The following is a 23,456-nucleotide window of genomic DNA, read 5'->3' as shown; positions in this document are numbered from 1 at the left end:
GTGTCTCCTGGTTATCCGGCCAAGCCAAGCTGCTGCAGCTGCAATTGCCGCTGCACCGCGCTGAGCTGGCTGGTCTTGATCTGCAGCTCGGCATTCTTGATCTGCAAATCCAGCGAGGCGTTCTCGCGCTTGATCTGCCGTTCCACTTCGGCGTTCTGCAGCTTGATCTGCTGGTCGAGCTGCGCCGCCTCCTGCCGGCGTTTCTCGACCGCAGCCGCGGCATCGGCCTGGCCGTCCTGCTGCGGCGGCACGCCGCCGCCCTGCTGCACCTTGGTGATCAGGTCGTCGAGCACGTCCTCGATCGCCTTGCCGAGGTTGAACAGCCGCGCGAACGATCCGTAGATGGTGATCGCCGCATTGGCCGGCATCACGCCCTGCTGCACCAGCGGGCCGACCGAGGCGAAGAACGCGCTGGAGGCGGACATGAACTCGGTCGCTTCCTGCTTCTTGCGGGTGACGTCGGCGCGCACCGTGCTGTCGGTCTCGACGTCGATGCGGTAGCCGGCGGTGACCCGCTCATGCATCAGCCCATTGAGCGCGGTCAGATGTTGCAGCTTCTTCTGCCGCGCCGCCTCGGCCTGGCTCGCCTCCTGCGCCGCCGCCTGCTGCGCCTGCGCCATCGCCTCCGGCGGCAACCCCTGCGGCAGCGGCTTCGGTGCCGCCGGCGTCAGGTCCTGTGCGCTCGGCAAAAGCTGCACGTCGGTCATTTTCTGCAGCGTCTGCGGCGAGAACTTCGCCGGGATCACCTCCGCCATCATCACGAACAGGTCGCGCGAGGCGCGCTCGATCATGCGCTGCATCTTGTGGATGCGCAGCGAGCCCCACTGGCTCTTGATCTGCTGCGCGCCATAGGTCTCGGCGGCGTTGGAAGCGCCGCGCACGATATCGGAAATGCCGGTGATCTCGTAGATCGCCTGCTTGGTCTGGTCGCGCAGTCCGTAGAGCTGCGACAGCACCACGATCAGCCGCTCCACCGGCCAGAACAGCACAGCGCTCTGCAGCCCGCCATTCTTGGCCCACACCTCCGCGTCGGCGATCGGCACGAACTCGTTGTCGTCGGCCTCCAGCACCGCCTGCACGTCGGTCGCGCTCACCCCATACCAGCCCTTCACCTTCAGCTGTCGGGTGATGATGCGGATGCGCTTGGTGGTGGTGTCGAGCTCGTCGGCCAGCCGGCGATAGATCGAAAACGGATTGACCGGCTCCAGATTGCCGTTGACCTCGATCGGCTGCACCGGCGTCGCCGTCGGGAAGAAGCCCGACCAGCCCAGCGGATCGGCGACCTGTTTCAGCACCTTGCCGTCGCCGGCGCCGATGAACAGCACCGTGCGCGACTTGCGGTCCCACACCTCCCAGACCTCGTGGTCGCTGTCGTCTTTCTCGCCGCTGTCATCGGCCTGTAGCGCCACCAGCGCGCCGTCGACGAACCGGTCATAGTCGTCTGAGGCGATCGAATGCCGGAACGCTTCCCACGGCCGCTGGTCCCAGCGCTTGGCCTTGCCGTGGCGATAGTCGCGCCAGCTCACCGCCTCGAACACGATGCGCTCATTGGCCGTTTCGCCGACGCCGGCGTTCTCAGTCACACCGTTGCCAGCGTCATTGTGGGCGCCGCCAGCGGCGGCGTTGTCGATACCGCCGTCGACACCATTGTCGGTGCCGTTGCCACCTGCAGGGTTGCCGGTACCAGCATGGGCGGCTTGGGCACGGCTGGCATGTCCGATACCGTCGCTCTTCCCGGCATCATATGCGCCGTCGCCATCAGCGCCTTGCTCGCCAGCCGCATCTTCTTCGGCAATTTCCTTCAGTTCGCCATCCGTGACCTCGCCGCCGACGAAATCGCTCATGAAGCGCAGCCGCACGATGCCGCGTCCGGCCAGGAAGCCGTCCTGCGCCATCGCTTCCAGCTCGCTCTGCAGCCGGCTGTCGTCGATCTGCACCGAGATCGCCCGTTCCAGCAGCTGCGCGAAATCGCGCGCCGCCGGGTCGTCGGCGCCGAAGCGGCGACGGATATCCGGCGCCGGCGCCGAGTTGATCACCGCCGGCACGATCGTTTCCACATTGGAAAAGAGAATGTTGAAATCGAACGGCGCCGTATCCGAAGAGCCGTCGGTCTTCGGCGCGCCCTTGCCGCGATAGACGGCGGTCGCCACCGCCGCATCGTCGAGAAAGCGCTTCTCGTCGGCCTCGGCCGCCTTGATGCGCTCCAGCCATGTGCGGCCCGTGTCGCGCAGCGCCGCACCCTTGCCGGCATCGGTCTTCCTGGTCATGTCAGAACGCTCCTGCGGGGGCGGTCGCTAAGGTCAGCGCGCGTGAAGCCCCCTCTCCGTCACGACCTGCGGGCGTGCCACCTCTCCCCCGCCTTTGGCAGGGGCGAGGAACCGCGGTTGCGGCGTCGGCGCTCCTCGAGCTTGGGTTCCTCGCCCCCATGAAGTGGGGGAGAGGTGGCGCCGCGAAGCGGCGACGGAGAGGGGGCACGGCGCAAGCGCTGAAACCGGAGCCAGCGTTTACAGTTGGCGCACCGCATAGCACCCTCGTCATCCTCGACCTCGGGAGGGAGCGAAGCGACCGAAGAGTGTCGGGGATCCATTCCGGAACGCTGACAAATGCCCGGCGGTCCAAACTTCGAGCGTCCATGAACCCATGCGTGAAGATTGAAGCCACAAAACCCCGCATCACCCATCCATCCTCTTCTTGCGCCGCACCATCGCCTCGACCGCGGCTTTCACGCCGATGTCGGCGCGCACCACGCCGGTTGCGGTCACCTGGTAGGTCGGGCCTTCCACCTGCCGCTTCGGCACATAAGCCGGCGCGACGTCGCGCCAGGCGAGGCCGAGATAGCGGAAGCTCGATCCGATATGTTCGGCCCAGTCCTTCACCGGGGTCTCGACGAAGCTCTTGCGTTCATCGTCCCATGTGCGGCGGTACATCTTCAGCCCGTCGAGGCCGTGCTGCATGCGCTCGCCGCGTTCGTCGGGGCCGAGATGGAACTCGGCCAGTTTGATCGTCTCGCGCCCGGCATTGATGCCGTCGGCGACGCTGGCCATCGTCACGATCTTCGGTTTGCGGCCATGGCTTTTCAGCGTCTCGACGCGGGTGCGCCTGTCGCCCCAGTTCTTCACCACCGCGTCATGCGGCACATAGTCGTTGCCGTGATAGCCGCGTGCGTCCAGCCAGAGGCACCAGTCTTCCAGGTCATCCGTTTCCGGCCGGTAGAAATCAACGATGTGCGGCCGCCCGTCGATCACCTGGAAACACCAGATCGGGTTGTTCGCCGCCTTGCCGAGATCCCAGGCCGTGTGCACCGGCTGGCTCCAGTCGACAGGCACCACGCCGATGCGCCCCTGCACGTCCGCCGTCGCCAGCTCCGCACCCCAATAGGCGCCCACCGTGGCACCGGCGAACGAGCAGTAGAACTCCTGCTCCACCAGCAGGTCGGCGACGGTCTTGCCGAACAGCGCCTCATATTCTGCCCGCTGCGCCTCGATCGCCGCATCCGAGATCGCGCCGGTGTCACGCGCCGTCAGCACCTGCGTGAACCAGGCCGCGTCGTTGCGGAAGCGGTCCAGCATCGCCTTCAGATGGTTGTTGCCGCGCGGCGTCGAGATGAATGAGGCCCAGCCGCCGTTTTCGGCGAGGATCGGCGCCAGATAGGCCCAGGCCATCGGGTTGGCCAGCGCCCATTCCGAAGCGGTGAGGCCGACCGGCGGCGTGCCGATCAGCGCGTTGAAATTGTCGGAGCCGACAACCTGCCATGTCGACCCGTTCTTGAAGCGGATGAACATGTCGCTCTCGCGCGTATTCTCGCGCAGCGCTTTCGGGAAGGCCTCGTCGATGCGCCGCTTGCCGGTGTTGGGGTTGACGGCGTCCCAGATCGCTTTGCGCGCCTGCGAATATTCCGGCAGCATGTGCCAGTAGGTGCCGACGCGGTTGAAGCAGCCGACGGAATGCATGCGCAGGTTGATGTCGTCCTTGCCGGCGCGGCGGTGCCACACCAGCAGTTGCCGGTTGCAGCCGTTGAGCCAGGATTGCCAGGCCGGTTCCTGATAGGCGCGCGGCGCCCAGTCACTCGGCAGGTCGATGCGCGGCACGCTGGATCACATTCACGGTCAGCGGCCCGCCATCGGCATCGGTGAGCGCGACCTTGTTGCCGTATTTCTTCGGCTTCAGCTTCTCGGCGATCCATTGCCGCGTGCTCAGCCGCAGCGCCGAGCGCTTCAGCGACTCGCCATTCTCCTTCCAGCCGGTCACTTCGCCATCGCGGCCACGCTGCTCCATCCAGTCGTTGGAACTGTCATCGGCGATGTCGAGCATCTCGTCCACCAGCGCATCCGCCTGGGCGTCGCGGGCATGGGCATAGCGGGTGGCGAACTCCGTATCCGCCAATAACCAGCGGAACACCTTTGCTCTGCTAGGCATGTCCTCGTCACGGCAGATTGAGCGCAGGCTTTCTCCTCCCGCGAGGCGTTCGCAGATAAGGTCCATCAACTCTTGCGTATGTTCGAAAGTCCTGCCAACAGTCACAGTCTAACGCACTCCAGCCGTCAGTTTGGTTTTTGCTCATATTCAAGGAATAGCGGCTGTGAGCCTTGATCTCTCGCGTTTTGAGATTGTTGGCGTTCATGACTATGAGCGCGCAGAATTAGATGCCGTGTTGGCCTCAACGGCCACTACTCTCTTCGGTGTGCATGGTTTTCCCGACACAAAGTCGAAAACAATAACGATAAAACGGACAACCACTCGTGAGACACCGATGTATGCCGCAGACACCTCAAACGAACTGATTATTCTAACAGCTGGTGAGAATAGGCCTTGGCAGTTCGCCTATCAGCTTTCGCACGAGTTTGGTCATCTCGCAGCTCGAGCGGACCTTCGACATCCCCGAATTGACGGAAATCACTGGGTCGAGGAAATGCTGTGCGAGTGCTATTCCTTGATAGCGCTAGATGCGATGGCTAGGGAGCCTAGTGCTGTCCAATCGGGAGCAGTCAGTTACTTTAATGCGTTAAATGAAGAACACCGCGATGCGGTCGTCGATGAGGAGTGGTTTCAAGCTGCGCTTCCAGAGCTAACAGCATCCAAAACACTGACACCCAAGGCTATGAAGATCGCTCGATACATTTTCGATAGGACGAAGCCTGATACGATCATCCGCGATAACAATCTCGTTGCGACCGTACCTGTCGGCTTGTCAATTCATAAGCATCTCAAACATTGGCATGCCCTCAGCCAAAATGAAGTCAGTGTTGCCAAGTGGATCAGCGAAATATGTAGGGACGAATCTCGAAAGTCGGAGGCTCTCCCGCGGCAAGACACAAGTGTTGCCTAGGTCGGCGGTGAAAACCGACATTGCTCCGGCAGGTGGCGCTGAGGCCCCGCTCATGACGAGCAAATCACCAAATCATTCGCAGAGAAAGTAGCGCGGCCGGTTGGGTTGGCCTAGAGGTGAGACGGCCTGCGTTAACAGGATAATGCTATTGGTGTCTTAGCGCTGGCCGTGAGGATGTTTTACCTATGGCAATGAACGGCAACTTTGTGCCGTCATGTCGGCCGTTCAAATATCCTTTTCATCATCCTGAAAGAGGTCGGTCCAGTCCGATCGAGACCTTCCACCATTTCCGACAAGCTCATCGAGAAGGCCCTTGAAAAGGCGAGGAAAAAGGGGGACGTCAGCACACCGACAGCCAATTGCCAACGACCAACCCTACGTCCGTCGACGATCAACGCTTCCCGAAAGCACGTCGGTGGGCTTTCTTGGCTCGCGCCTTAACTGCCGCGTTTCGCTTCGATAGGGTACGGGGATCAGGTTTCCAAACATGCGCCGCGCGCGGTCCGTCTACCTTGAGACCATCGTCCGTCGAACCGCCTTTACTCCAACGGTCAAACAAAGCCCTTCCTCCAGGCTGATCGGAAAGCGTCCTCTTCAATCCCGTAAGGATTTGGCGCCGGTCGCTGGTCCTGTACCGGAGAAGATTTCGCATCAGCAGCCCGATGGCATATTCTGCATTGGGTGTCGGCCCGGTCTGCAAAAGCCGTATGACCGCTTCGGTCGTCACCTTGTAGTGGGAGAGAATGTCAGCCTTCTCGACTCCTATCGCTTCGGCGATGGCGTCGATAGTATACTTCGTCTCCGGGGTGGCTTGGGCTACGATCTCAACGATGTCGCCAGTGCTGCAGGTGATAGAGGTGTGCCGCAGCAGTGCCAGTTGGCCAACCAACCGGGCATACACCTTGTCATCCAGGCGTCCACTCTCCCTGGCCGCGAGGAAAATCGCCTGGAGCCATACTGCTCGTACCTTTAGGCTACCGGCCCAGTTACGATATCGCTTGTCGTCAGTGACGAGCAGCATGCCATGTTCGCGAGCCACGAAAATTGGATCAAGCGCGCCGCGGCAAGCGGTCTCGAGCAACCTCGGGTCGATGTCATTTGGAGCGTGAACAGGTACGACGTTGCAATCAGCCTGCATAGCGTCCTCGCGCATCGCGATGGCGTCGGCAAGCTGTTTGGCACGCTCGGGCGTGAACTCGTCGAAATGGAACTGGCCCTTGTGGAAGTAGGCACTGCCGGAATGTTCGGTTTCGGAAACCAGATCCTCGTCTGCATGCAACTGGCCGATCTCGTCTGCGGTCGATCTAGCAAGGAGAATCCTGCCGTACAGGTCCTTCAAAATCTCCAAACCGTTTATCCCCACGACAGCCCAATAAGTCAGCGTGTCGAGGACTACACCCTTGCCAAAATGGGCTTTGGCCGTTTGCGTCGCCCAATTTCGCTCGGGCAGAGTGCCCTCGCAGGCCTCGATACCGATCCCTTCCATCCTGAGTGAATCCGCAAAGCGAAGCGCGCTGCCTCCTCCGGAGAATTCAGTCAGCACCGATATGGGCAAAGGTCCATTGGTATAGAGTTCGTGAATCCTCTCCCGTTGCTCGCCCTGCCGTCTCATCACATCGAGGAACGGGCCGATGTCATCGCCGACAGTGCGGATGACATAAAAGCCGTCCTCATCAGGGAACCGGATATTGAAGTTCTCGGTCAGTTCGGCGTAAGCATGAGAATATTTGTGTCGAACCTGCTGCACCGTCCAGCGAACGGTCCGCCCCAATCGGTCCTCGACGTCGAATGAATCACCCACGCGGTGCCCGACGGCTGCCTCGGCCACAACGTGCCCTTTGCCGAACTTCTTCTCCGAGGGTTCGCCGGGTCCATCTACCACCAAGAACGTGTTGATCTGGCCATCGTCGGACTCCAAGCTAGTCCACATTCCTACGCCGATGGCGGCATCGCTCAGTTCGTGAATTCGCTTTAACTGGCCCAGGGCTAAGCCGATCCATTTGAGCGCGACCTTCGGATCATTCGGATTTGCGTCCAGAACGGCGTAACCCAGGTCAAGACCGTCCTCGGCGCGCCCGCCAGCGACGAGTAGGTGTGCGAAATCCATCCTCTCCCGAGGATTGCCGTGCATCAACGATAAATCCAGATCGGCGACCAATGCCGTAAGTTCCGACTTCCGTCTCAACCGGAGCAGCGTCTGGGCTTGCATTAGAATAGGCGTGATTAGATCGGGCGAAAGATCCCGTGACTTTAAGAAACGGTCCGCGGCCAGATTCAGCTCGCCCCTGTGGTAGTGCAGGATGCCTTCTAGCATCACGTATTGGCGCAAGTTCCTGATCGAATCGTCAAGGTTCGCGAAGAATTCGACCGCCCGCGCTCTTGGAGGGAACTCGTATGCGAAGGCACTGGCCAGATCGAACAGGTCTTTCGAGTCGACGCTGTCATCGACGTAGCCGTCCATCAATCTGATCACCTCCGCATGATCGTGGAGACGGGTTGCATAACCGGCCACCATCGCGCGGCTGGCGATGTGCGAGTTGTTGGAGATCGAGGCTAGAGCATTGCTATAGGCACGAGAGGATTCTTCCGGCAGACACAGCTCATCCGCCAGTTGCGCCAAAAGCACCGATGCACGACCGTTGTTCTTGTAAAGCACGATCATGTCGTTCAGATCAGACGACGCACCGGCCGGATCGTCCAGCGCGTTCGTTTTTATGCTGGCACTCGACGCCAATGCCTTGACCAACTCGCGTTCGGTCTCTGGGATCGTCTCGAGAGCCTCGGTTCCATCTAGGCTCATCAGATAATCCCAGTCGCCGAGCCGTGCAGCGATCTGTGCACGCATCAGTAGCGCAGGGCCGTTGTCGGCAAGTTTGGGAAAAGCCTCTCTTGCCAGCGCTTCGTCGCCCAGTTCCATGGCAAACGCAGCCACGCGAACCTGAATGTCTGGGTCCTTGCCGCCCGAAACGGCTAAACCCTCGAGGATTAGCTCCTTCGCAGCGTCACCGTCGCCTACCGCAAGAAGAGCCAAGGCGCCGTTGATGCAAAGCGCGAGATGGTCAGGTCGGTCCGGAGCCTCCTCCTGCTTCGCCAGATTCCAAAGATCGACCAGGTCTTTTCCAGCTTGGCGCAGACGGTTCCTGGCCTCCACAGTCAGCTTCCAACTCGTACGATGGTCGCCATCGACAATTTCGGTGATGACGGCTTCAGCGGCATGGCGTTTGTAGAATTCGTCTTCGGCGTTGCCCTCCCGTCCGCGTCGAGCCAGATCGATCCACGACGAATCTCCGGCATTTCGCATATTCAGAAGGTGATACTTCCTGACTGCTTCGGAAGCTCTAACCGCCTCTGGTATTCTGTCGATCGCGTCGGCAACACCGGCATAGCCGCCCGCTTGAACGACGTATCCGGCAAGAACGTCGTTGTTGGGAGACTTGGTCAGTTCGGCTAGGCCTTCCTGGAACGCCTTCTGGTGATCGCCCCGCAGCATCATCGCCAATATGGCGTTGGCAGCCGCCTTTGGATCCTCTGGTGCATGGGCCACTGCCTCATCCAGCATGTCAGCCGCGGTAGCCTGGTCACCCAACTGGAGATGACAGTGGGCGATGTTTGCCTTCACCCTGAACCAAATGCGTCCCGAATTCTTTTCGGTCAGGGTCTTCAGCAGGTCGTTCAAAAGCTCCAGTGAAGACTGCGGTTTTCCTTTGTTGGCGCGGTCCCTGTACCGATCGATCTCGGCATCGAGCGCCGCTTCTATCGGATCGTCAGAAGATCCATCAACAGTCGCCCGCTCCAGTAGCAGGGCCTGCACTGCTCGGATCTCGACCAGCGTGTTGCTGTGAAGGCCGACTATCTCCTCATGGCGCTGGGACTGGAGCTCCGCAGTCGGACTATGGTTCGGGTCGAACATCAAAGCGACGTCGGGATGGGCCGATATCTGATCCTCGAGAGTATCCCATCCCCAAGCGCGCACGACTATGGTGCGACCCAATACGCGCTGCTCCTCGGTTAGCTTGGCAGCGAGGGTAGAAAGTGGTGCGTCGTCGTCGGCCGTCGTGGTGAAGAAGTATTCGGTGAGCCTCGGCTCATACTTGAGCGCTTTTTCGAAATCGCTCCGAAGCTCCTTCTCGCTGGCCTTCTCGCCCTGCCCTTTGCACTTGCATTGCACGCCCACGATCTTGGCGGTCTCGCCATCCCGGTATCCGTACATGTCCATCCCATGCTGGGCTTGGCCGTTCTTGCCGAAACGATGGATCGATGGATCGCCCAATATCCTGCGCCACAGCAGTGCGGATCCCTTTTCGAAGTCCTGCCACAGTTTTGGTCGTGGAATGTGAACCTGATTGTACGCCGATGCCGACATCGAACTTCCGTGCAGTAAAGGGGTGACGAATCCGTCATTGCAGTCAGGGTGATCCGGGGCCTTCCGGATGTAAAGTATTACGGTCCTCTAAGATTCGGACATCAGGCTGTTCTTCCGTGGCGCGCTCGGCGGTGCGTCTGATCCGGTGATCGCTTTAGGATGTTCGAATGTCACCTTTGCTTTGCAGAAATGGGAGCGGTAGAGAACTTTTGATTCTGACCCGCGAATGGCAGCTTTCTCCAAACGTTGACCAAGAGCAGATTGTCGGTTGCCGGCCCCATTTCGGCCGTTTCATGGGCCGATGCTAAGATCACGAGTACATCCCAGCGGATCAGTAACCGCATCTCAACATTGGCCGTGTAACGTCCATCCATGTTCTGGAATGACCTTCGCAAAGCGCTTCTGACGACACTGGTGGTGCTGCTTGCATACGCCGCACCCGCCGGCGCTGCCACGGACATCCGAAGCTCCTGCTGGGCGTCGAGCAGCCTGTCGGACGACCTGCCCACCATTGTCCGCTCGCCCGCGCGCTGGACCTGCGGAGATCGCAGCTATTCGCTCAAAGGCGAGCGGGCGCTGCTGCGTTTTGATATCGGCGATGCCCTTCCGCAATATCTCTTTTCAAGGCGCAGCGCGCTTGTGGCCGTGCACTTGCTGGCGATCGACCGGGACGGCGCGATGCGCCAGGCCTCCCTGCCGGCGAATGAACTGCGCAGCGCTCTGCGCGGCGGCTACTTCAAGGTCCCGCTGCCGGCCGTGACCCGCGACACGGCGCAGGTCATCGTCGCGTTCGATCTGCCCAGCCACCAGATGACGCTGGAAAAGGCCTATCTCTCACCATCGGATGTCGCCCTGGGCCCGGACCTGCTTCTCCTTGCGGTGCTTGCCGGAATGCTGTCCATGCCGCTCATCTTCAATGCGGCCTTCTACCGGATCCTGCGCGAGCCGTTCGTGCTCTGGCATTCCATGCTCACCATCTCCCTGCTGCTGACCATCGTGGTGTCTTCGGGGCTCGCGGTCGTTCTCTTTGATCCGCCGGCAATGACCCTGAGCTGGATGACGACGGTGATCTTCGGCCTCACCGTCGCTTCCGGCGCGATGTTCACCTACAGCTTCGTCGAACCCGACCGCATGCATCCGCGCCTGCGCCAGGCGCTGGTCTATTGCGCCGTTTGGGCGATGTTTCTCAGCACCTCTCACGCGGCATTTCCCTTCGTCGGGCGCCCGGTTCAGTCGATGCTGTATACGGCGGCGTTCGCCCCGGTGATCGTCATTTTCATCCTGGCGCTTGTCGACGCACTGCGCCGCGGCAGCCGGGCCGCCAAGTTCCAGGCCGTCGGCTACACGCCCATGGTTCTGGTCGGTCTGGTGCGCCTGGCCACGGGCCTGGTTCCCGCGCTGCAGACCAATGATGCCATGCCGTTGTTCTATATCGGTTGCGTCTGCGAAGTCCTGTTCACCACGCTTGGCGTGGCAGACCGCTTCATGTCGATCAAGCGCCAGCGAGACCACGCGCGCTTCGAAGCCGACATGCTCGAGCGGCTGTCCCAGCGCGACACGCTGACGGGATGCTGAACCGGCGGGTGCTCGAGCAGAATTACGAGACGTTTCGCGCCGAAGGCTACCGCACGCTCGCCGTGCTCGACCTCGACCACTTCAAGGCCATCAACGACGCTCACGGCCACGTGGTCGGCGACGCCGTTCTGAAAGCCGTGGCCAAGGCACTTCAGGCGGACCCGCAGGTTCTTGCGTTCCGCCTCGGCGGCGAGGAATTCGTGCTGCTCGCGCGCGGAGACGATGCCCACGTCCAGGCCGAGCGTCGGCGTCAGGCGATCCCAGCCATCGTCGCCAGCGCCGTCCCGGGTCTTGGCCGGCCCGTTACCGCCTCCATGGGCATGGCGGATGCGCCGTTCGATACCGCGTTCGCGGCGCTCTACGAGCAGGCCGACAGGCTGCTCTACAGCGCCAAACTCGCCGGCCGCAACCGGACCCAGACAGCGCCGGGCGCCAGGAACGATGCAGCCGTCGATCCTGCCCAAGCCATAGCCGTCTAGCTCCCGCGCCGCCAGTCCACCGGTTGGCGCGGGAGCGTTTCTGCTTTCTACGGCGCCGGCCCGCATCCGCCACTCGAAGCGGCCGGGTTTGCTCCCAGCGTTCCGGCATGGATCCCCGACACTCTGCGGTCGCTTCGCTCCCTCCGAGGTCGAGGATGACGAGGTTTCTCTGTCGCGCGCAAATCGCGTATGCCGGCGTCACGATCGATCTCACCGGGAATGAACGCCAACCAGGAGCGCCGGCAAGGATCGCGGTGGCGCCGGAGACTGGCCGGAGCGCTCCCCACCACCGTCATCCTCGACCTCGGAGCGACCGAAGGGAGTGCAGAGTGTCGGGGATCCATGCCGGAACGAGGACGAAGGAACGGCGGTCCAGACCAGCGATCCTTGCGGCTTCGCGGAGGCGAGCCGACGCCGGTTCCTCTTACTCGACCTCGCAGCAACCGAACGGTCGATGCCCGAAAGCCTCCTGACAAACGGGGGTGTCGGCAGTCCATGCGATTGCTCTAGACTGCACGCCGCACACGCACAGGATGCCTGAATGGCCAAGAGCTCCAGCCCGACCGGCCTCCGCCAGTTCCTCTCTCTTGACCACCAGCAGGAGTGGCTCGACGGCAAATCCGACCTGCCCGACAGCATCGAGCGCACCGAATCCCTCGAACATCGCTTCAAATACGCCGCCCGTTTCGAGAAGCTGTTGCGTCGCCCGCAGGGAAGGGAAGTGCTCGACCTGCTCAGGCTTTACGGTCCTGCCTGCATTCCGATCCCGCGCCAGACCGAGCGTTTCTACTGGTCGGTGTCCTGCCTGCCGTCGACCTCGGACAAGCCGCTCGTGCGCGTCAATGCCAGCTGGATGGAGCTGTTCACCCTCTATGCCGATGGCGAGGGTGTTCGTGCCCGCTTCATCCTGCATCTGTCGGATTTCACCACCGATGGCTCGGCCACGCCAAACCTGATGGATCAAGCCTTTCTCGAACAGAGCGTCGCGGCGCCGGAAGATCTCAGCTGGTTCTTCCCAAGCGGCCCCGACATGTTCATCGTCAAGCTGCGCGGAGCGGCCTCGATCCGCCAGTTCATTGCCAATCCCCGCGCTTTGCGCGCCATCCGCAATTTCAACCTCACCCACATGAACCGTGGCCGCAACGCCTACCAGGCCAGCCACAGCTACAGCGTCGCGGACCACATGCTGCCGGATTGAGCGGCCTTCGCGGCGCACCGGTGCATTTCGTGACGGCGGAACGGCGGTGGCGCCCTTGACCATCGGCAGACGGATTTTACCACCCGGAGCATGATCCCAAAAGTGGGAACCGGTTTTTTGGAGAAGATCATGCTCCAACAAGGAACTGGCCACAGCTTGATCCCAAAAAGTGGGAACCGGTTTTTGGAAAAGATCATTCTCCAACAAGGAACTGGCCACAGCATGATCCCAAAAAGTGGGAACCGGTTTTGGAAATCATGCTCCAAACAAGGAGAGACACATGGCGCTCAAGCGGATGGACAATATCGGCATCGTCGTCGAGGACCTTGCCAAGGTAGTCGACTTCTTTCGCGAACTCGGCCTCGAACTCGAAGGCCAGGCCACGATCGAGGGCGAATGGGCCGGGCGTGTCACCGGGCTGGGCGACCAGCATGTCGAGATCGCCATGATGCGCACGCCGGATGGCCACAACCGGCTCGAGCTCTCCCGCTTCATCCGGCCGGCCGTTATCGCCGATCACCGCACCGCCCCGGTCAATGCGCTCGGCTATCTGCGCGCCATGTTCGCCGTCGACGACATCGACGACACGCTGCAACGGCTGCGCAAGCATGGCGCTGAGCTCGAAGGCGAGGTCGTCGACTATCAGGACGTCTACCGTCTCTGCTACATCCGCGGGCCGGAAGGCCTGCTGATCGGTCTGGCGCAGGAGCTCAAATAGAGCGGTTCGCTGGTTCACGGCGAACTGTCGCGCTTCGGTTTCGCGGCGGTTAGTGAGTTCCGTCATCCTCGGCCTCGTAGCGACCGCAGGGAGCGAAGAGTGTCGGGGATCCATGCCGGACCGGTGACGAAGACACAGCGGTCCAGACCAGCCGTCGATCCTGCCCGCTCAGCCGAAACCGGTTCTATTCCGGACCGGTGACGCTATTTCTCGATCCACCGTCAGCTCCGCCCCTCACCTGCCTGCCGGCATCCTCTCCCCGTAAACGGGGCAAGGGACGCTGGCGCCGACGTTTTCGCCAATCGCCGGCGCGAGGTTGCAGATTGGACGCCACGGTTGCGGCTGGCTGCTTCTCCCCGTCACTATACGGGGAGACGTGCCCGGCAGGGCGATGAGGGGCGGCGCCAGCGCTTGACGTGCAGGCGCTCTGTCAATCGAGCCTCAAGCTCCCAACCGCCCCAGTCCCGCTCACCCCTTCCTTGCCGTCAGCCGCTCCAGTGCATCAACAATCAGGTCGCAGAATTTGGCGTGGTCGAGTTTCATCGCCACGCTGTGGCGGAAGTTCATCTGCTCGCTGGCGGTGCCGCCGAAATGGCGCATGCCGCCCATCTTCTCGAAATTGCACACCGTCATGCCCTTGCTCCAGCGCCCGGCGATCTCCACGCGGATGTCGGCCTTTTCGGTGGTGAAGACGCTCGGGTCGATCAGCGCCGCCACGCAGCAGGCGTCGTGCACGGCGGGATAGTCGATCTGCAGCAGGCCGCCATGCGTCGTCGCGATGAACTCCCAGATGTCGAGGATGAACTGGCTGATCGGCCCGCCGACGGCGCGCACCCTGTCCTGCAGGTCCGGCGTCGCCAGCGCCTGGTGGGTCAGGTCCAGCCCCACCATGGTCACGTCCCAGTCGGCGCGGAACACCACGTCGGCGGCCTCCGGGTCGCCATAGATGTTGAACTCGGCCGCCGGCGTGATGTTGCCGCGTGTGTAGCTGCCGCCCATCGCGACCACCCGCTTCACCCGCTCGATGATGCGTGGCTCCTTGCGCGCGGCGAGCCCGATATTGGTGTAGGGGCCGACCGGCACCAGCGTCACCGTCTTCGGCTCATGCGCCATCACCGTGTCGATGATGAAATCCACGCCATGGCGCCTGTCGAGTTCGAACGAGGCCGGCGGCAGCACCGGCCCGTCCAGTCCGGTCTCGCCATGGATCTCGATGGCCAGCACCTGCTCGCTCAGCATCGGCCCCGGCGATCCCTTCGCCACCGGCACCTCGATGCCGTAGGCGGTGCACACCGACAGCGCGTTGCGCGTGGTGTTCTCGACATTGTGGTTGCCGGAAACGGTGGTGATGCCGAGCAGGTCGATGTTGGGATTACCAGCCGCCAGCAGGATGGCGATGGCGTCGTCGTGCCCGGGGTCGCAGTCCAGGATGATCTTTTCCATCGGGCACCTCGCTGTGAGTTGCCACGAGAGGAGACCACAGCGCCGGCGCCGTCAAGGTTCGACGGGCAACCCATCCTCGGCAAATCAACGAGCACTCATCGCGAGTTGCGCGGAATCGGCAGCATCACGCAATGTTTCATGTCGACAAATCATGTTAACTATGAAATACTTCCAATATACTGAATGGGGGTGGACCATGCTTGATTGGCCCGATCCGAAGTTTGACGTGAGAAAAAATACGGGACTGGACACAGGGAATTGGTCAGCAATTGCTGCTTCAGTTACCGTTACTGGCGGTGTCCATGTGCAATTTCATAGTTTTGGAGGTGTTATCATTGGTTGTTTAGCAATTTTCACGGCATTCTGTGCTGTATATAGTGCCGTAAAGCCGGAAATTGCTAAAAATAGTATAGAAAATTTTCTATATAAGGCAGGGATAAAAGCAGACAAGCGTGAACGGCGGGTTATATTTTCATTTATATTTACCGCTATTGCTCTAATATACTCGCTTTGCGATTCTTTGCCAAAGCCAGCGCCGGTTCAAATCCAGATGGAAACGGTTTGCTTCCCACGTAATCTTGTTGAACCATCGCGCCAGCGAATGCAGAGTTGGATTGCCAACGGGCATCCGTTTGTTCGAAAGAATTTAGAACGGGTCATTGGATATGGGAGTGTTAAAACACTCAAGTCGGTGCCGAATCCAAACCTTGGACAGGGTCTTGTCCCTGTGCGTCAAAGCAATTGCATAACGACAACTCGCATAACGACGACCGTTGAAGCTGGTACCTCATTGTTACCTTTCCCAGATATCACAAGGGGTATCGAAGAGTTTCAGCAGTATTGGATTCCTGCAAGATAGAATTGGGTTTTGACTTCCAGGGCGACGACAATACCCGGGCTGGAGTTTTGCATCTCGATTGAAATTGGGCTTTTGTGAGCGCACCCTAGAGGCGGCACTCTCATAAAAGTCTTTGCATTGCCCAACACCCCACCCGCCGCTATCACCGGGCATGAAATCCGCAATCATCTTCATGATCGTCGGCGCGGTCATTTTCGGCGCAACCTTCGCCGGCTGGTATCTACTCAACGCTTTCGCCTGCGGCATGAGCCCGACCGGATGCACCGGCTTCTCGCTGAAATGGCATGACTGGGAGGCGCTACAGCTTTTCGTGCCCACCTTCGTCCTCGGCGGCGCGCTCTTCCTGTTTGGTCTGTGGCGGGCGGTCAGGGCGAGGGCCTGAGCCGCTCCGCCATTTCAGCAGCCCCGCCGCGCTTCGTCGGCGCGGTCGCTACGCCGCTGCCGACCGTGCCCGGCTGGCGACATCCACCCACCATTGGTTGACGACTTCCGGGCTGGTCAGCTGCGTGTGCAGGGAAGCCTCGAGTTGCGTCCTGCGATAGTTGCTGGCGGTGACGCCGAAACGCTGGCGGAAGGCGCGGCTGAAATGTGCTTCGCTGTTGAAGCCGAGATCGGCTGCGATGCGCGTCAGCCTGCGGGTTTCGAGCGGATCGCTCAACGCCGCCCGCACGGCAATCAGCCGGCGCTCCTGGACATAGCGCATGATGCCGCCATGCGGGGCAAACACCCTGTAGAGCGAGGCGCGCGAAATGCCGAGCCTGTCGGCCAGGAAATCCGGAGACAGCTTGCCGGTGCCAAGATTGTCGCGGATGATCGATTGCGCCAGCGACAAGAGGTCGTCATCGGCATTGCGCGCGGTCCCTTCCGGGAATTCCGATTGCGTGAACAGCCGCTTCAGGAAATCCGCCGTCTCGGCAACGGTGGCCTCGACCTCGTCCTCGGCGATCTGCAGGCTGCGTTCCTGCAGCGAGCGGATGTGCGCGGCAAGCAGGTCATTGCGGGCAGCGTCGAGCCGTGGTTTCAGCGTGCCCATATCGGGCAGCATGGTGCGCGGAACGACGAGCGACAGCGTGTTGGAAGCGAAGGCCCGGGTTCGCACCTCGTGGGCAAGGTCGATCACCGCCACTTTCCCGGGGCCGATCGAGGTCTGCTCGCCTGAGATCATGCCGGTGAAACCGCCGCTCATATAGAGATGCAGCAGGATGTGGCCGGGCGTGACGGCGATGCGCTCGGCGTCGCGCAGGAAGGCCTGCGGCTCGAACGCCACCTTGGCGATGACCATGTCGCCCAGGATCACGCCATTGGCCGATCCGGTCGGCAGGCTTTTGCTTCGCGCCCATGGCCGCGGCTCGAACAGCGGCGCCAGCACCGCGCTCCAGGTCGCAAACGCCGTCTCCGGGTCCAGCCCGGCCGTCACATAATAAAGTCTTGGTATGGTCATGCGTGGCTAAAGCTTCCCCCATTCATGCCTATAAGCCACCAGGCCAGGCGGCGAAATCTCTTTCGAAACGGCGGTGCCCTTTCGGGCAGGCAATCCTGGCTCAACGCATCTCGTTACTTCCCCGTTCCGGAAAATTGCGTCGCCGGGATGTTCGATATTTTGCGAAACAATTGATCCAGCGTCTCAAAGCAGCGTCTTTTCAGGCAGCCGGCCCATTGGCGTGCTGACTCCCCGCAGGACTCGTGTTTCAAGCGGCCATCGGATGGGGATCCGGCCGCGATCGCGGCGAGTGCTGGGGTGGTTCAAGTGTTTGTTCTGGATGACGTTGCCGCGTGCGGCCAGCGTGCGGCACGGCTGTGCCTTGCCTTGCGCACGGGCCTTGCGGTCTGCATCGCGCTTTTCTGCCTGCTGGCTTCGTCGCCGGCCGCCTTCTCGCAATCAGCCACCCTCACCATTTCGCCGGCTACCTACACCAGCGCTGGCGTCACCATGACCTATTCGATCAGGATCACCCCAGGCTCCGTCAACATACGATCGATCAACGCCACCAGCTCCAACATCAAGGGCGTGCCGATCACCTGCGACGCCATTCCGCCCAGTGGCTTCGTCATTCCATTCAACTGCAGGGGCAGTTATGTGACCACTGCCACGGACAACACCACCGGCCAGTTCGGCGACAACATCCGCTTCACTGGAACCCGCACCGGCGGCAATTTCGACTTCACCACCAATTACGCCACCGCGACGAAGCAGGGCGGCGGCGGTACCTCCACCACCGTTTCTTCATCGCCAAACCCTGCCTTGCCTGGCGAGACGGTGCTGATCCGTGCCAGGGTGTCGTCGCTGGGCTGCGATGCGGGCCAGGCGCCCAGTGGCTCCGTCAAGATCACTGTCGGTCCGCAGTCGACGACCGTCGGGCTGAACTATACCCGGCCCAATCGCGTCGGCGACTCCTATGCCGATTTCTCGACCGCGACGCTGCCTGTCGGCAACCACGCGGTCACCGCCGAGTTCCTGGGCAACGCCGCCTGCGACAGGAGCACGGCGACGGGCTCCAACCAGATCGTCAACACACGGCCCAACGTCACGGTCAACAATGCCGCCGGCCAGGTCAGCCCCACCGGCACCTCACCGGTCAGCTTCACGGCCGTCTTCGAGCGGGCGGTGACAGGGTTCGCCCGAACCGGCGTCCAGCTTGCCGGAACCGCCGGCGCCACCACCGCCACCGTCACCGGTTCCGGCACCACCTACACCATCGCCGTCAGCGGCATGACGCGGAGCGGCACGGTCATCGCGACAATTCCCGAAGGCGTGGCCAGCGCTTCGGGCCTCACCAACCTTGCATCGACCAGCACCACCAATTCGGTCGATTTCGTCGTCATCTCGGTCAGCCCGGCCACCTTGCCCAACGCCGCCTACAACACCGGCTACGCGCAGGCGCTTTCCGCGATCGGCGGCGCCGAGCCCTATGCCTTCGCCTTGCACAGCGGTGCGCTGCCCACCGGCATGTCGATTTCGAACGGACAGATCTCCGGCACGCCGACGCAGAGCGGCACCTTCAATTTCGTCGTCCGCGCCACCGATGCCAATGCGATTGTATCGACCCAGGCAATGACGCTCGTGGTGACGCCGCCAGCCATCGTGGTGGCGCCGCCGACACTGCCTGCCGCAACAGTCGGCCTTCCCTACACGCAGGCGCTGTCGGCCTCCGGCGCCATCGCACCCTACCGTTTCACACGCACCGGCGGGGCCCTGCCGGCGGGGCTGCAGCTGGACGAACAGAGCGGGACGATCAGCGGAACACCGACCGCCGGCGGATCCTTCGGCTTCACCGTCACGGCTGGCGACGCCAACAACCAGACCGGCGCCCGTGTCTATACGCTCGCCGTCGATCCGGCCACGATCGTCCTGCCGGCGACGACGCTGGCCAACGGCGTCGTCGGCACCGCCTATTCCGCCATGATCACTCCGGCCAGCGGCGGCACCGCGCCCTATACCTACGCCGTCACCGGTGGCGCCCTGCCATCCGGCATGGCGCTCGGCAGTGGCGGACAGATTTCGGGAACGACCACAACGCCCGGTATTTATGATTTCACGGTCACGGCACGGGACAGCAGCAGCGGCACTGGTCCCTATATCGGTACTCGCAGCTACCGGTTGACCATCACCGACATCCCGCCCGTCGCCAACCCGGCCTCCGCCACGGTCGCTTACGGCAGCGGCGCCAACACGATCACGCTCAGCATCGGCGGCGGCGCCGCGACATCCGTCGCCATTGCGTCGCCTGCCGCGCACGGGGTGGCGCTTCCGTCAGGCACGTCGGTCACCTATCAGCCGGCTGCGGGCTATGCAGGCCCCGATTCCTTCACCTACACGGCCAGCAACGAGGCCGGGCCATCGGCGCCGGCAACGGTCAGCATCACCGTCACCCCGCCGACGCTGGTCGTCGCGCCCACCGGTTCATTGTCGGCGCAGGCCGGCAGGCCTTTCGCGCAGACCTTCACCTTCACGGGCGGTGCGGCCCCCTACACCCAGATCGCGGTAACCGGGCTTCCGGCGGGTCTCGCCGTCAGTGGTACCGGCGCGAGCAGCGTCACCATTTCGGGGACACCGACCGAAGTCGGCAGCTTCCAGCTCGCCGTGTCGGCGACCGATGCCAGCACCGGCACCGGGCCCTTTCCGGTCAGCGGCAATGCCACCCTCCAGGTGGCTGCGCCGACGCTGGCACTGTCGCCGGCCGGCGGCGGCATCGCGCTGCGCTATGGCGAGACCTTTTCGCAGGCCTTCACCGCATCCGGCGGCTCCGGCAGCTTCAGCTACGCGGTGAGCGGAACATTGCCTGCCGGGATGGCCTTCTCCGGTGATACGCTGAGCGGCACGCCGACGCAGCCCGGAACCTACCCCATCAGCATAACGGCGACCGATGGTACGACCGGCAGCGGCGCACCGTTCAGGGTCTCCAACAGCTATTCGTTGACGGTTGCCGCACCGAACCTCGGTTTCACCCCGGCCGCTCTGGCGGACGCGACGGCCGGCACGAACTATTCGGCTGCCCTGTCCGCCAGGGGTGGCGTCGCACCCTATGCTTATGTCCTGCAGTCGGGCCGGCTTCCCGATGGGCTCACTTTCGTCGACGGAACGATCTCCGGCACGCCGATCGAGGCGGGTTCGTTCCCGCTGAACGTGCTGGCTACCGATGCGCACGGGCAATCGGTCAGCGCCGGCTATGTCCTGACCGTTCGCGTTCCGATGCTGGGCCTTGCCCCGGCAAGCCTGCCGCAGGGCACTTCGGGAGCTGCCTACAGCCAGGTCGTTTCGGCCACCGGCGGCATCGCCCCTTACCGCTATGCCCTGTCGGGAAGCCTGCCCTCGGGCATCGGCTTCGACCCTGGCACCGGCGAGCTGCGCGGCACGCCGACGCAGGCGGGGTCGTTCGCGATTTCGGTCGAGGTCACCGACAGCACCGGCGGGACGCCGGCAAAGGCCACGCAGGGCTACACGCTGGTCATCGCCGCACCCGCAGTGACCGTCACCCCGGCCAGCCTGCCGGGCGGTATGCAGGGGATACCCTACAGCGCGACCGTCGTCGCGAGCGGTGGCGTCGCGCCTTACACCTACCAGGTCTCGGGCAGCCTGCCGGGAGGCGTCGGGCTCGACAGCGCCACCGGTGTGCTCAGCGGCACGCCGGACAAGGCAGGCACCTTCAATTTCGCGGTGACGGCCATCGACAGCACCACGGGGACACCCGGCACCAGGACGGTGAATTATTCCCTGGTGATCGCCGATGGTGTGCCGACCGCATCTGCCGATACCGCCCAGACGATGGGTGGCAAGCCGGTGGACATAGATGTCACGAAGAACGACGCAGGGTCCATCACCTCCATTGCCGTATCGCGTGCTCCGGCAAACGGCACGACAAGCATTTCCGGCTTTGTGATCACCTACACGCCGGCCGCCACTTTTTCCGGCACCGACACGTTCGACTATGTGGCGAATGGGCCGGGCGGCGCATCGGTGCCGGCAACGGTGACGGTGACCGTCGATCCGTTGCCGATCCCGGCGCCGCAAAATGCCGCTGCGGTCGCCGGCGAGCCCGTGATGATCAATCTCGCCAGGATGGCGGCCGGCGGACCATTCAAGGCGGCCACCCTGATAGCGGTGATGCCGGAGAATTCCGGCACGGCCGCGCTGAACGGCCTCGATCTCTCCTTCACCCCCGACGCGCGCTTCAGCGGCTCCGTGGCCGTCACCTACACGCTGACCAACGACTTCGCGACCTCGGCGCCGGCAACCGTCACGATCGCGGTGCAGCCGAGGGTCGATCCCACCACCGATCCAGAAGTCACCGGCGTGCTGGCGGCACAGGCCCAGGCGACGCAGCGCTTCGCGGCATCGCAGGTCGGCAATTTCCAGCAGCGTCTCGACAGCCTGCATGACGATGACACCACGCGACCGCTCGAAGAAGGGCTCGGCTTCGTCCAGGGCATCATGCTGGGCTACGACACCGTCTGCCGGCCGATGCAGCCCGATTGTGCCCTGCAGGCCAAACCCGATCTGAACGCTCCGTTCAAGAGCGCGTTCGGCGAAGCCGCACCGAGCAGTGGTCGCCGCACACGCTTCACCCTCTGGACGGGAGGGTCCATCACCGTCGGAAAGCGCGAAGGCGATGCCGGCTATGAATTCACCACCACCGGCCTCAGCACCGGTATCGACTATCGCCTGAACCACGACCTCACGCTCGGCATGGGGGTCGGTTACGGCCGTGACGACACCGACATCGGCGACAAAGGCAGCCGCAGCAAGGGCGAGAGCTACACGTCCATCGTCTACGCCAGCTATCACCCGGGTGACGTGTTCTTCATCGACGGTCTGGCCGGTTACCAGTGGCTGAACTTCGATTCGCTGCGCTACGTGACGCAGAACGGAAATTTCGTCACCGGCAGCCGTAACGGCGGACAGTGGCTGGCCTCGGTCTCGGCGGGCGCCAGGCTCCAGTTCGATCAGTGGCGCATCACGCCTTACGGAAGGCTGGATGTGGCGAAGGCGACGCTCGGCGGCTACACGGAAGCCGGCGATGCGCTCTACGCGCTACGCTATGGCGAACAGGACATCAGCAGCAAGACCGGCAACATCGGTGTCACGCTGGACTACAAATACCCGGTCGGCTTCGGCTCCATCACCCCGAAGCTGCGGCTCGAATACCAGCACGATTTCGAATCTCGCAGCTCGGTCACCTTGAATTATGCCGATATCTTCGCGGGCCCGGGTTTCACGGCTTCCGCCGATGGAACGGCGAGGGATCGTTTCCAGCTCGGACTTGGCCTGGACATCCAGACCATGCAGGACCTGTCGCTGCGCCTGGAATATCGCGGGCTGTTCGGCAACCGCAGCAACGCCAGCCATGGCTTCATGATCAACGCCGGCGCAAAATTCTGAGAGGCAGCTGGCAATTCGTTTGCGTTGTCGCGACCGGCAGATTTTCGGAACACACGATCGGTCCAACGGTTGGGGTTGTCTGAACCTGAAAAGGACAACGTCCGAAAGGAGACAACCATGGACCACACCAATCATGTCCGTCTCACCGCGGCTGAAATCAACTCCGCCACCCTGGCCGGCGTCACGGTCTACGGCCTGGACGATGCCAATCTCGGCGCCATCTCCCATGTCCATGGCGCCGGTCGCGAAAGCGAGGTCATCGTCGATGTCGGCGGCTTCCTCGGCATCGGCACCAAGCCGGTGGCGCTGCGGGCCAGCCAGCTCGATCTGATGCGCGACGAAGACGGCGAGGTTCATGCCGTCACCGCGTTCACCGAAGACCAGCTGAAGCAGATGCCCGAACACCACGAGCCGGATGGCGGCACGCCCTGGCCGGCATCCTGACCACGAAAGCCGTCCCTTGCGGGGGCGGTTGCTACCCTGCACGTCGGAAGAATTTGGCCGGCGGCGTCTAAAGCAGCCCTGAGCTCACCTTCGTCCCGTATTGCTGCATGATGCCGCCGCTTAAGCTTCTGCCGAAAGACAATCTGGCAGAATAGATGCGGAATCACTTGCGTC

The 23,456-nt window shown here is 62.4% G+C and carries 15 protein-coding genes; 9 read left to right on the top strand and 6 right to left on the bottom strand.

All coding sequences use genetic code 11. The features are described 5' to 3' along the window. Positions 1-11: 11 nt before the first annotated feature. The 3 genes from C1M53_RS08230 to C1M53_RS08220 all read right to left on the bottom strand — a co-directional run bounded on the left by C1M53_RS08230 (position 12) and on the right by C1M53_RS08220 (position 4,482). Positions 12-2,267 (bottom strand): hypothetical protein, encoded by a 2,256-nt coding sequence (locus C1M53_RS08230; protein WP_129411802.1) that lies wholly within the window; start codon positions 2,265-2,267, stop codon positions 12-14. A gap of 405 nt (positions 2,268-2,672) precedes the next feature. Continuing rightward, entirely contained in the window at positions 2,673-4,088 is a 1,416-nt protein-coding gene (locus C1M53_RS08225; protein ID WP_129411801.1) for a hypothetical protein, read from the bottom strand. Then, positions 4,063-4,482, bottom strand: coding sequence for a terminase small subunit protein (locus tag C1M53_RS08220; RefSeq protein WP_348630032.1), 420 nt, complete (start codon positions 4,480-4,482; stop codon positions 4,063-4,065). Before C1M53_RS08220 ends, C1M53_RS08225 begins: the two co-directional genes overlap by 26 nt. A 97-nt stretch (positions 4,483-4,579) precedes the next feature. On the opposite strand from C1M53_RS08220, the gene C1M53_RS08215 reads away from it, so the two are divergent. Beyond that, positions 4,580-5,326 (top strand): hypothetical protein, encoded by a 747-nt coding sequence (locus C1M53_RS08215; RefSeq protein ID WP_129411799.1) that lies wholly within the window; start codon positions 4,580-4,582, stop codon positions 5,324-5,326. A 391-nt stretch (positions 5,327-5,717) separates the two neighbouring features. Here C1M53_RS08215 and C1M53_RS08210 read toward each other — a convergent pair whose 3' ends face one another. Beyond that, on the bottom strand, positions 5,718-9,689 hold the full coding sequence (locus C1M53_RS08210; protein WP_129411798.1) for a hypothetical protein: 3,972 nt from the start codon (positions 9,687-9,689) through the stop codon (positions 5,718-5,720). Positions 9,690-10,061: 372 nt separating this feature from the next. On the opposite strand from C1M53_RS08210, the gene C1M53_RS08205 reads away from it, so the two are divergent. The 4 genes from C1M53_RS08205 (at position 10,062) to C1M53_RS08195 (ending at position 13,659) form a co-directional block, all read left to right on the top strand. Then, complete coding sequence (locus tag C1M53_RS08205; protein ID WP_245488485.1) at positions 10,062-11,264, top strand: 7TM-DISM domain-containing protein; 1,203 nt, start codon at positions 10,062-10,064, stop codon at positions 11,262-11,264. Next, positions 11,258-11,743: a GGDEF domain-containing protein gene (locus C1M53_RS32055; protein ID WP_245488484.1), complete on the top strand. Its 486-nt coding sequence runs from the start codon at positions 11,258-11,260 to the stop codon at positions 11,741-11,743. The genes C1M53_RS08205 and C1M53_RS32055 overlap by 7 nt, the downstream gene beginning before the upstream one ends. Before the next feature lie 541 nt (positions 11,744-12,284). Continuing rightward, the gene (locus C1M53_RS08200) at positions 12,285-12,941 is read left to right on the top strand and encodes a hypothetical protein (RefSeq protein ID WP_129411797.1); all 657 of its coding nucleotides are present in this window, start codon (positions 12,285-12,287) and stop codon (positions 12,939-12,941) included. Positions 12,942-13,221: 280 nt separating this feature from the next. Continuing rightward, positions 13,222-13,659 (top strand): VOC family protein, encoded by a 438-nt coding sequence (locus tag C1M53_RS08195; RefSeq protein WP_129411796.1) that lies wholly within the window; start codon positions 13,222-13,224, stop codon positions 13,657-13,659. A 468-nt stretch (positions 13,660-14,127) separates the two neighbouring features. On the opposite strand, the gene C1M53_RS08190 is transcribed toward C1M53_RS08195, so the two are convergent. Continuing rightward, the gene (locus C1M53_RS08190) at positions 14,128-15,102 is read right to left on the bottom strand and encodes a nucleoside hydrolase (protein WP_129411795.1); all 975 of its coding nucleotides are present in this window, start codon (positions 15,100-15,102) and stop codon (positions 14,128-14,130) included. 196 nt (positions 15,103-15,298) lie between these two features. On the opposite strand from C1M53_RS08190, the gene C1M53_RS08185 reads away from it, so the two are divergent. After that, the gene (locus C1M53_RS08185; protein ID WP_129411794.1) at positions 15,299-15,961 is read left to right on the top strand and encodes a hypothetical protein; all 663 of its coding nucleotides are present in this window, start codon (positions 15,299-15,301) and stop codon (positions 15,959-15,961) included. Positions 15,962-16,112: 151 nt separating this feature from the next. Continuing rightward, positions 16,113-16,343: a hypothetical protein gene (locus tag C1M53_RS08180; RefSeq protein WP_129411793.1), complete on the top strand. Its 231-nt coding sequence runs from the start codon at positions 16,113-16,115 to the stop codon at positions 16,341-16,343. Positions 16,344-16,391: 48 nt separating this feature from the next. Here C1M53_RS08180 and C1M53_RS08175 read toward each other — a convergent pair whose 3' ends face one another. Then, complete coding sequence (locus C1M53_RS08175; RefSeq protein WP_129411792.1) at positions 16,392-17,402, bottom strand: helix-turn-helix domain-containing protein; 1,011 nt, start codon at positions 17,400-17,402, stop codon at positions 16,392-16,394. Positions 17,403-17,708: 306 nt separating this feature from the next. On the opposite strand from C1M53_RS08175, the gene C1M53_RS08170 reads away from it, so the two are divergent. Continuing rightward, positions 17,709-22,838, top strand: a complete 5,130-nt coding sequence (locus C1M53_RS08170) for a putative Ig domain-containing protein (RefSeq protein ID WP_129411791.1) — start codon at positions 17,709-17,711, stop codon at positions 22,836-22,838. A gap of 117 nt (positions 22,839-22,955) precedes the next feature. After that, entirely contained in the window at positions 22,956-23,282 is a 327-nt protein-coding gene (locus C1M53_RS08165) for a PRC-barrel domain-containing protein (RefSeq protein ID WP_129411790.1), read from the top strand. The last annotated feature ends 174 nt before the right edge of the window (positions 23,283-23,456 follow it).

Source organism: Mesorhizobium sp. Pch-S (assembly GCF_004136315.1).
Classification (GTDB): Bacteria; Pseudomonadota; Alphaproteobacteria; order Rhizobiales; family Rhizobiaceae; genus Mesorhizobium.
The sequence above is the reverse complement of the archived record's forward strand: the minus strand, read 5'-3'. Positions and strand labels throughout refer to the sequence as shown.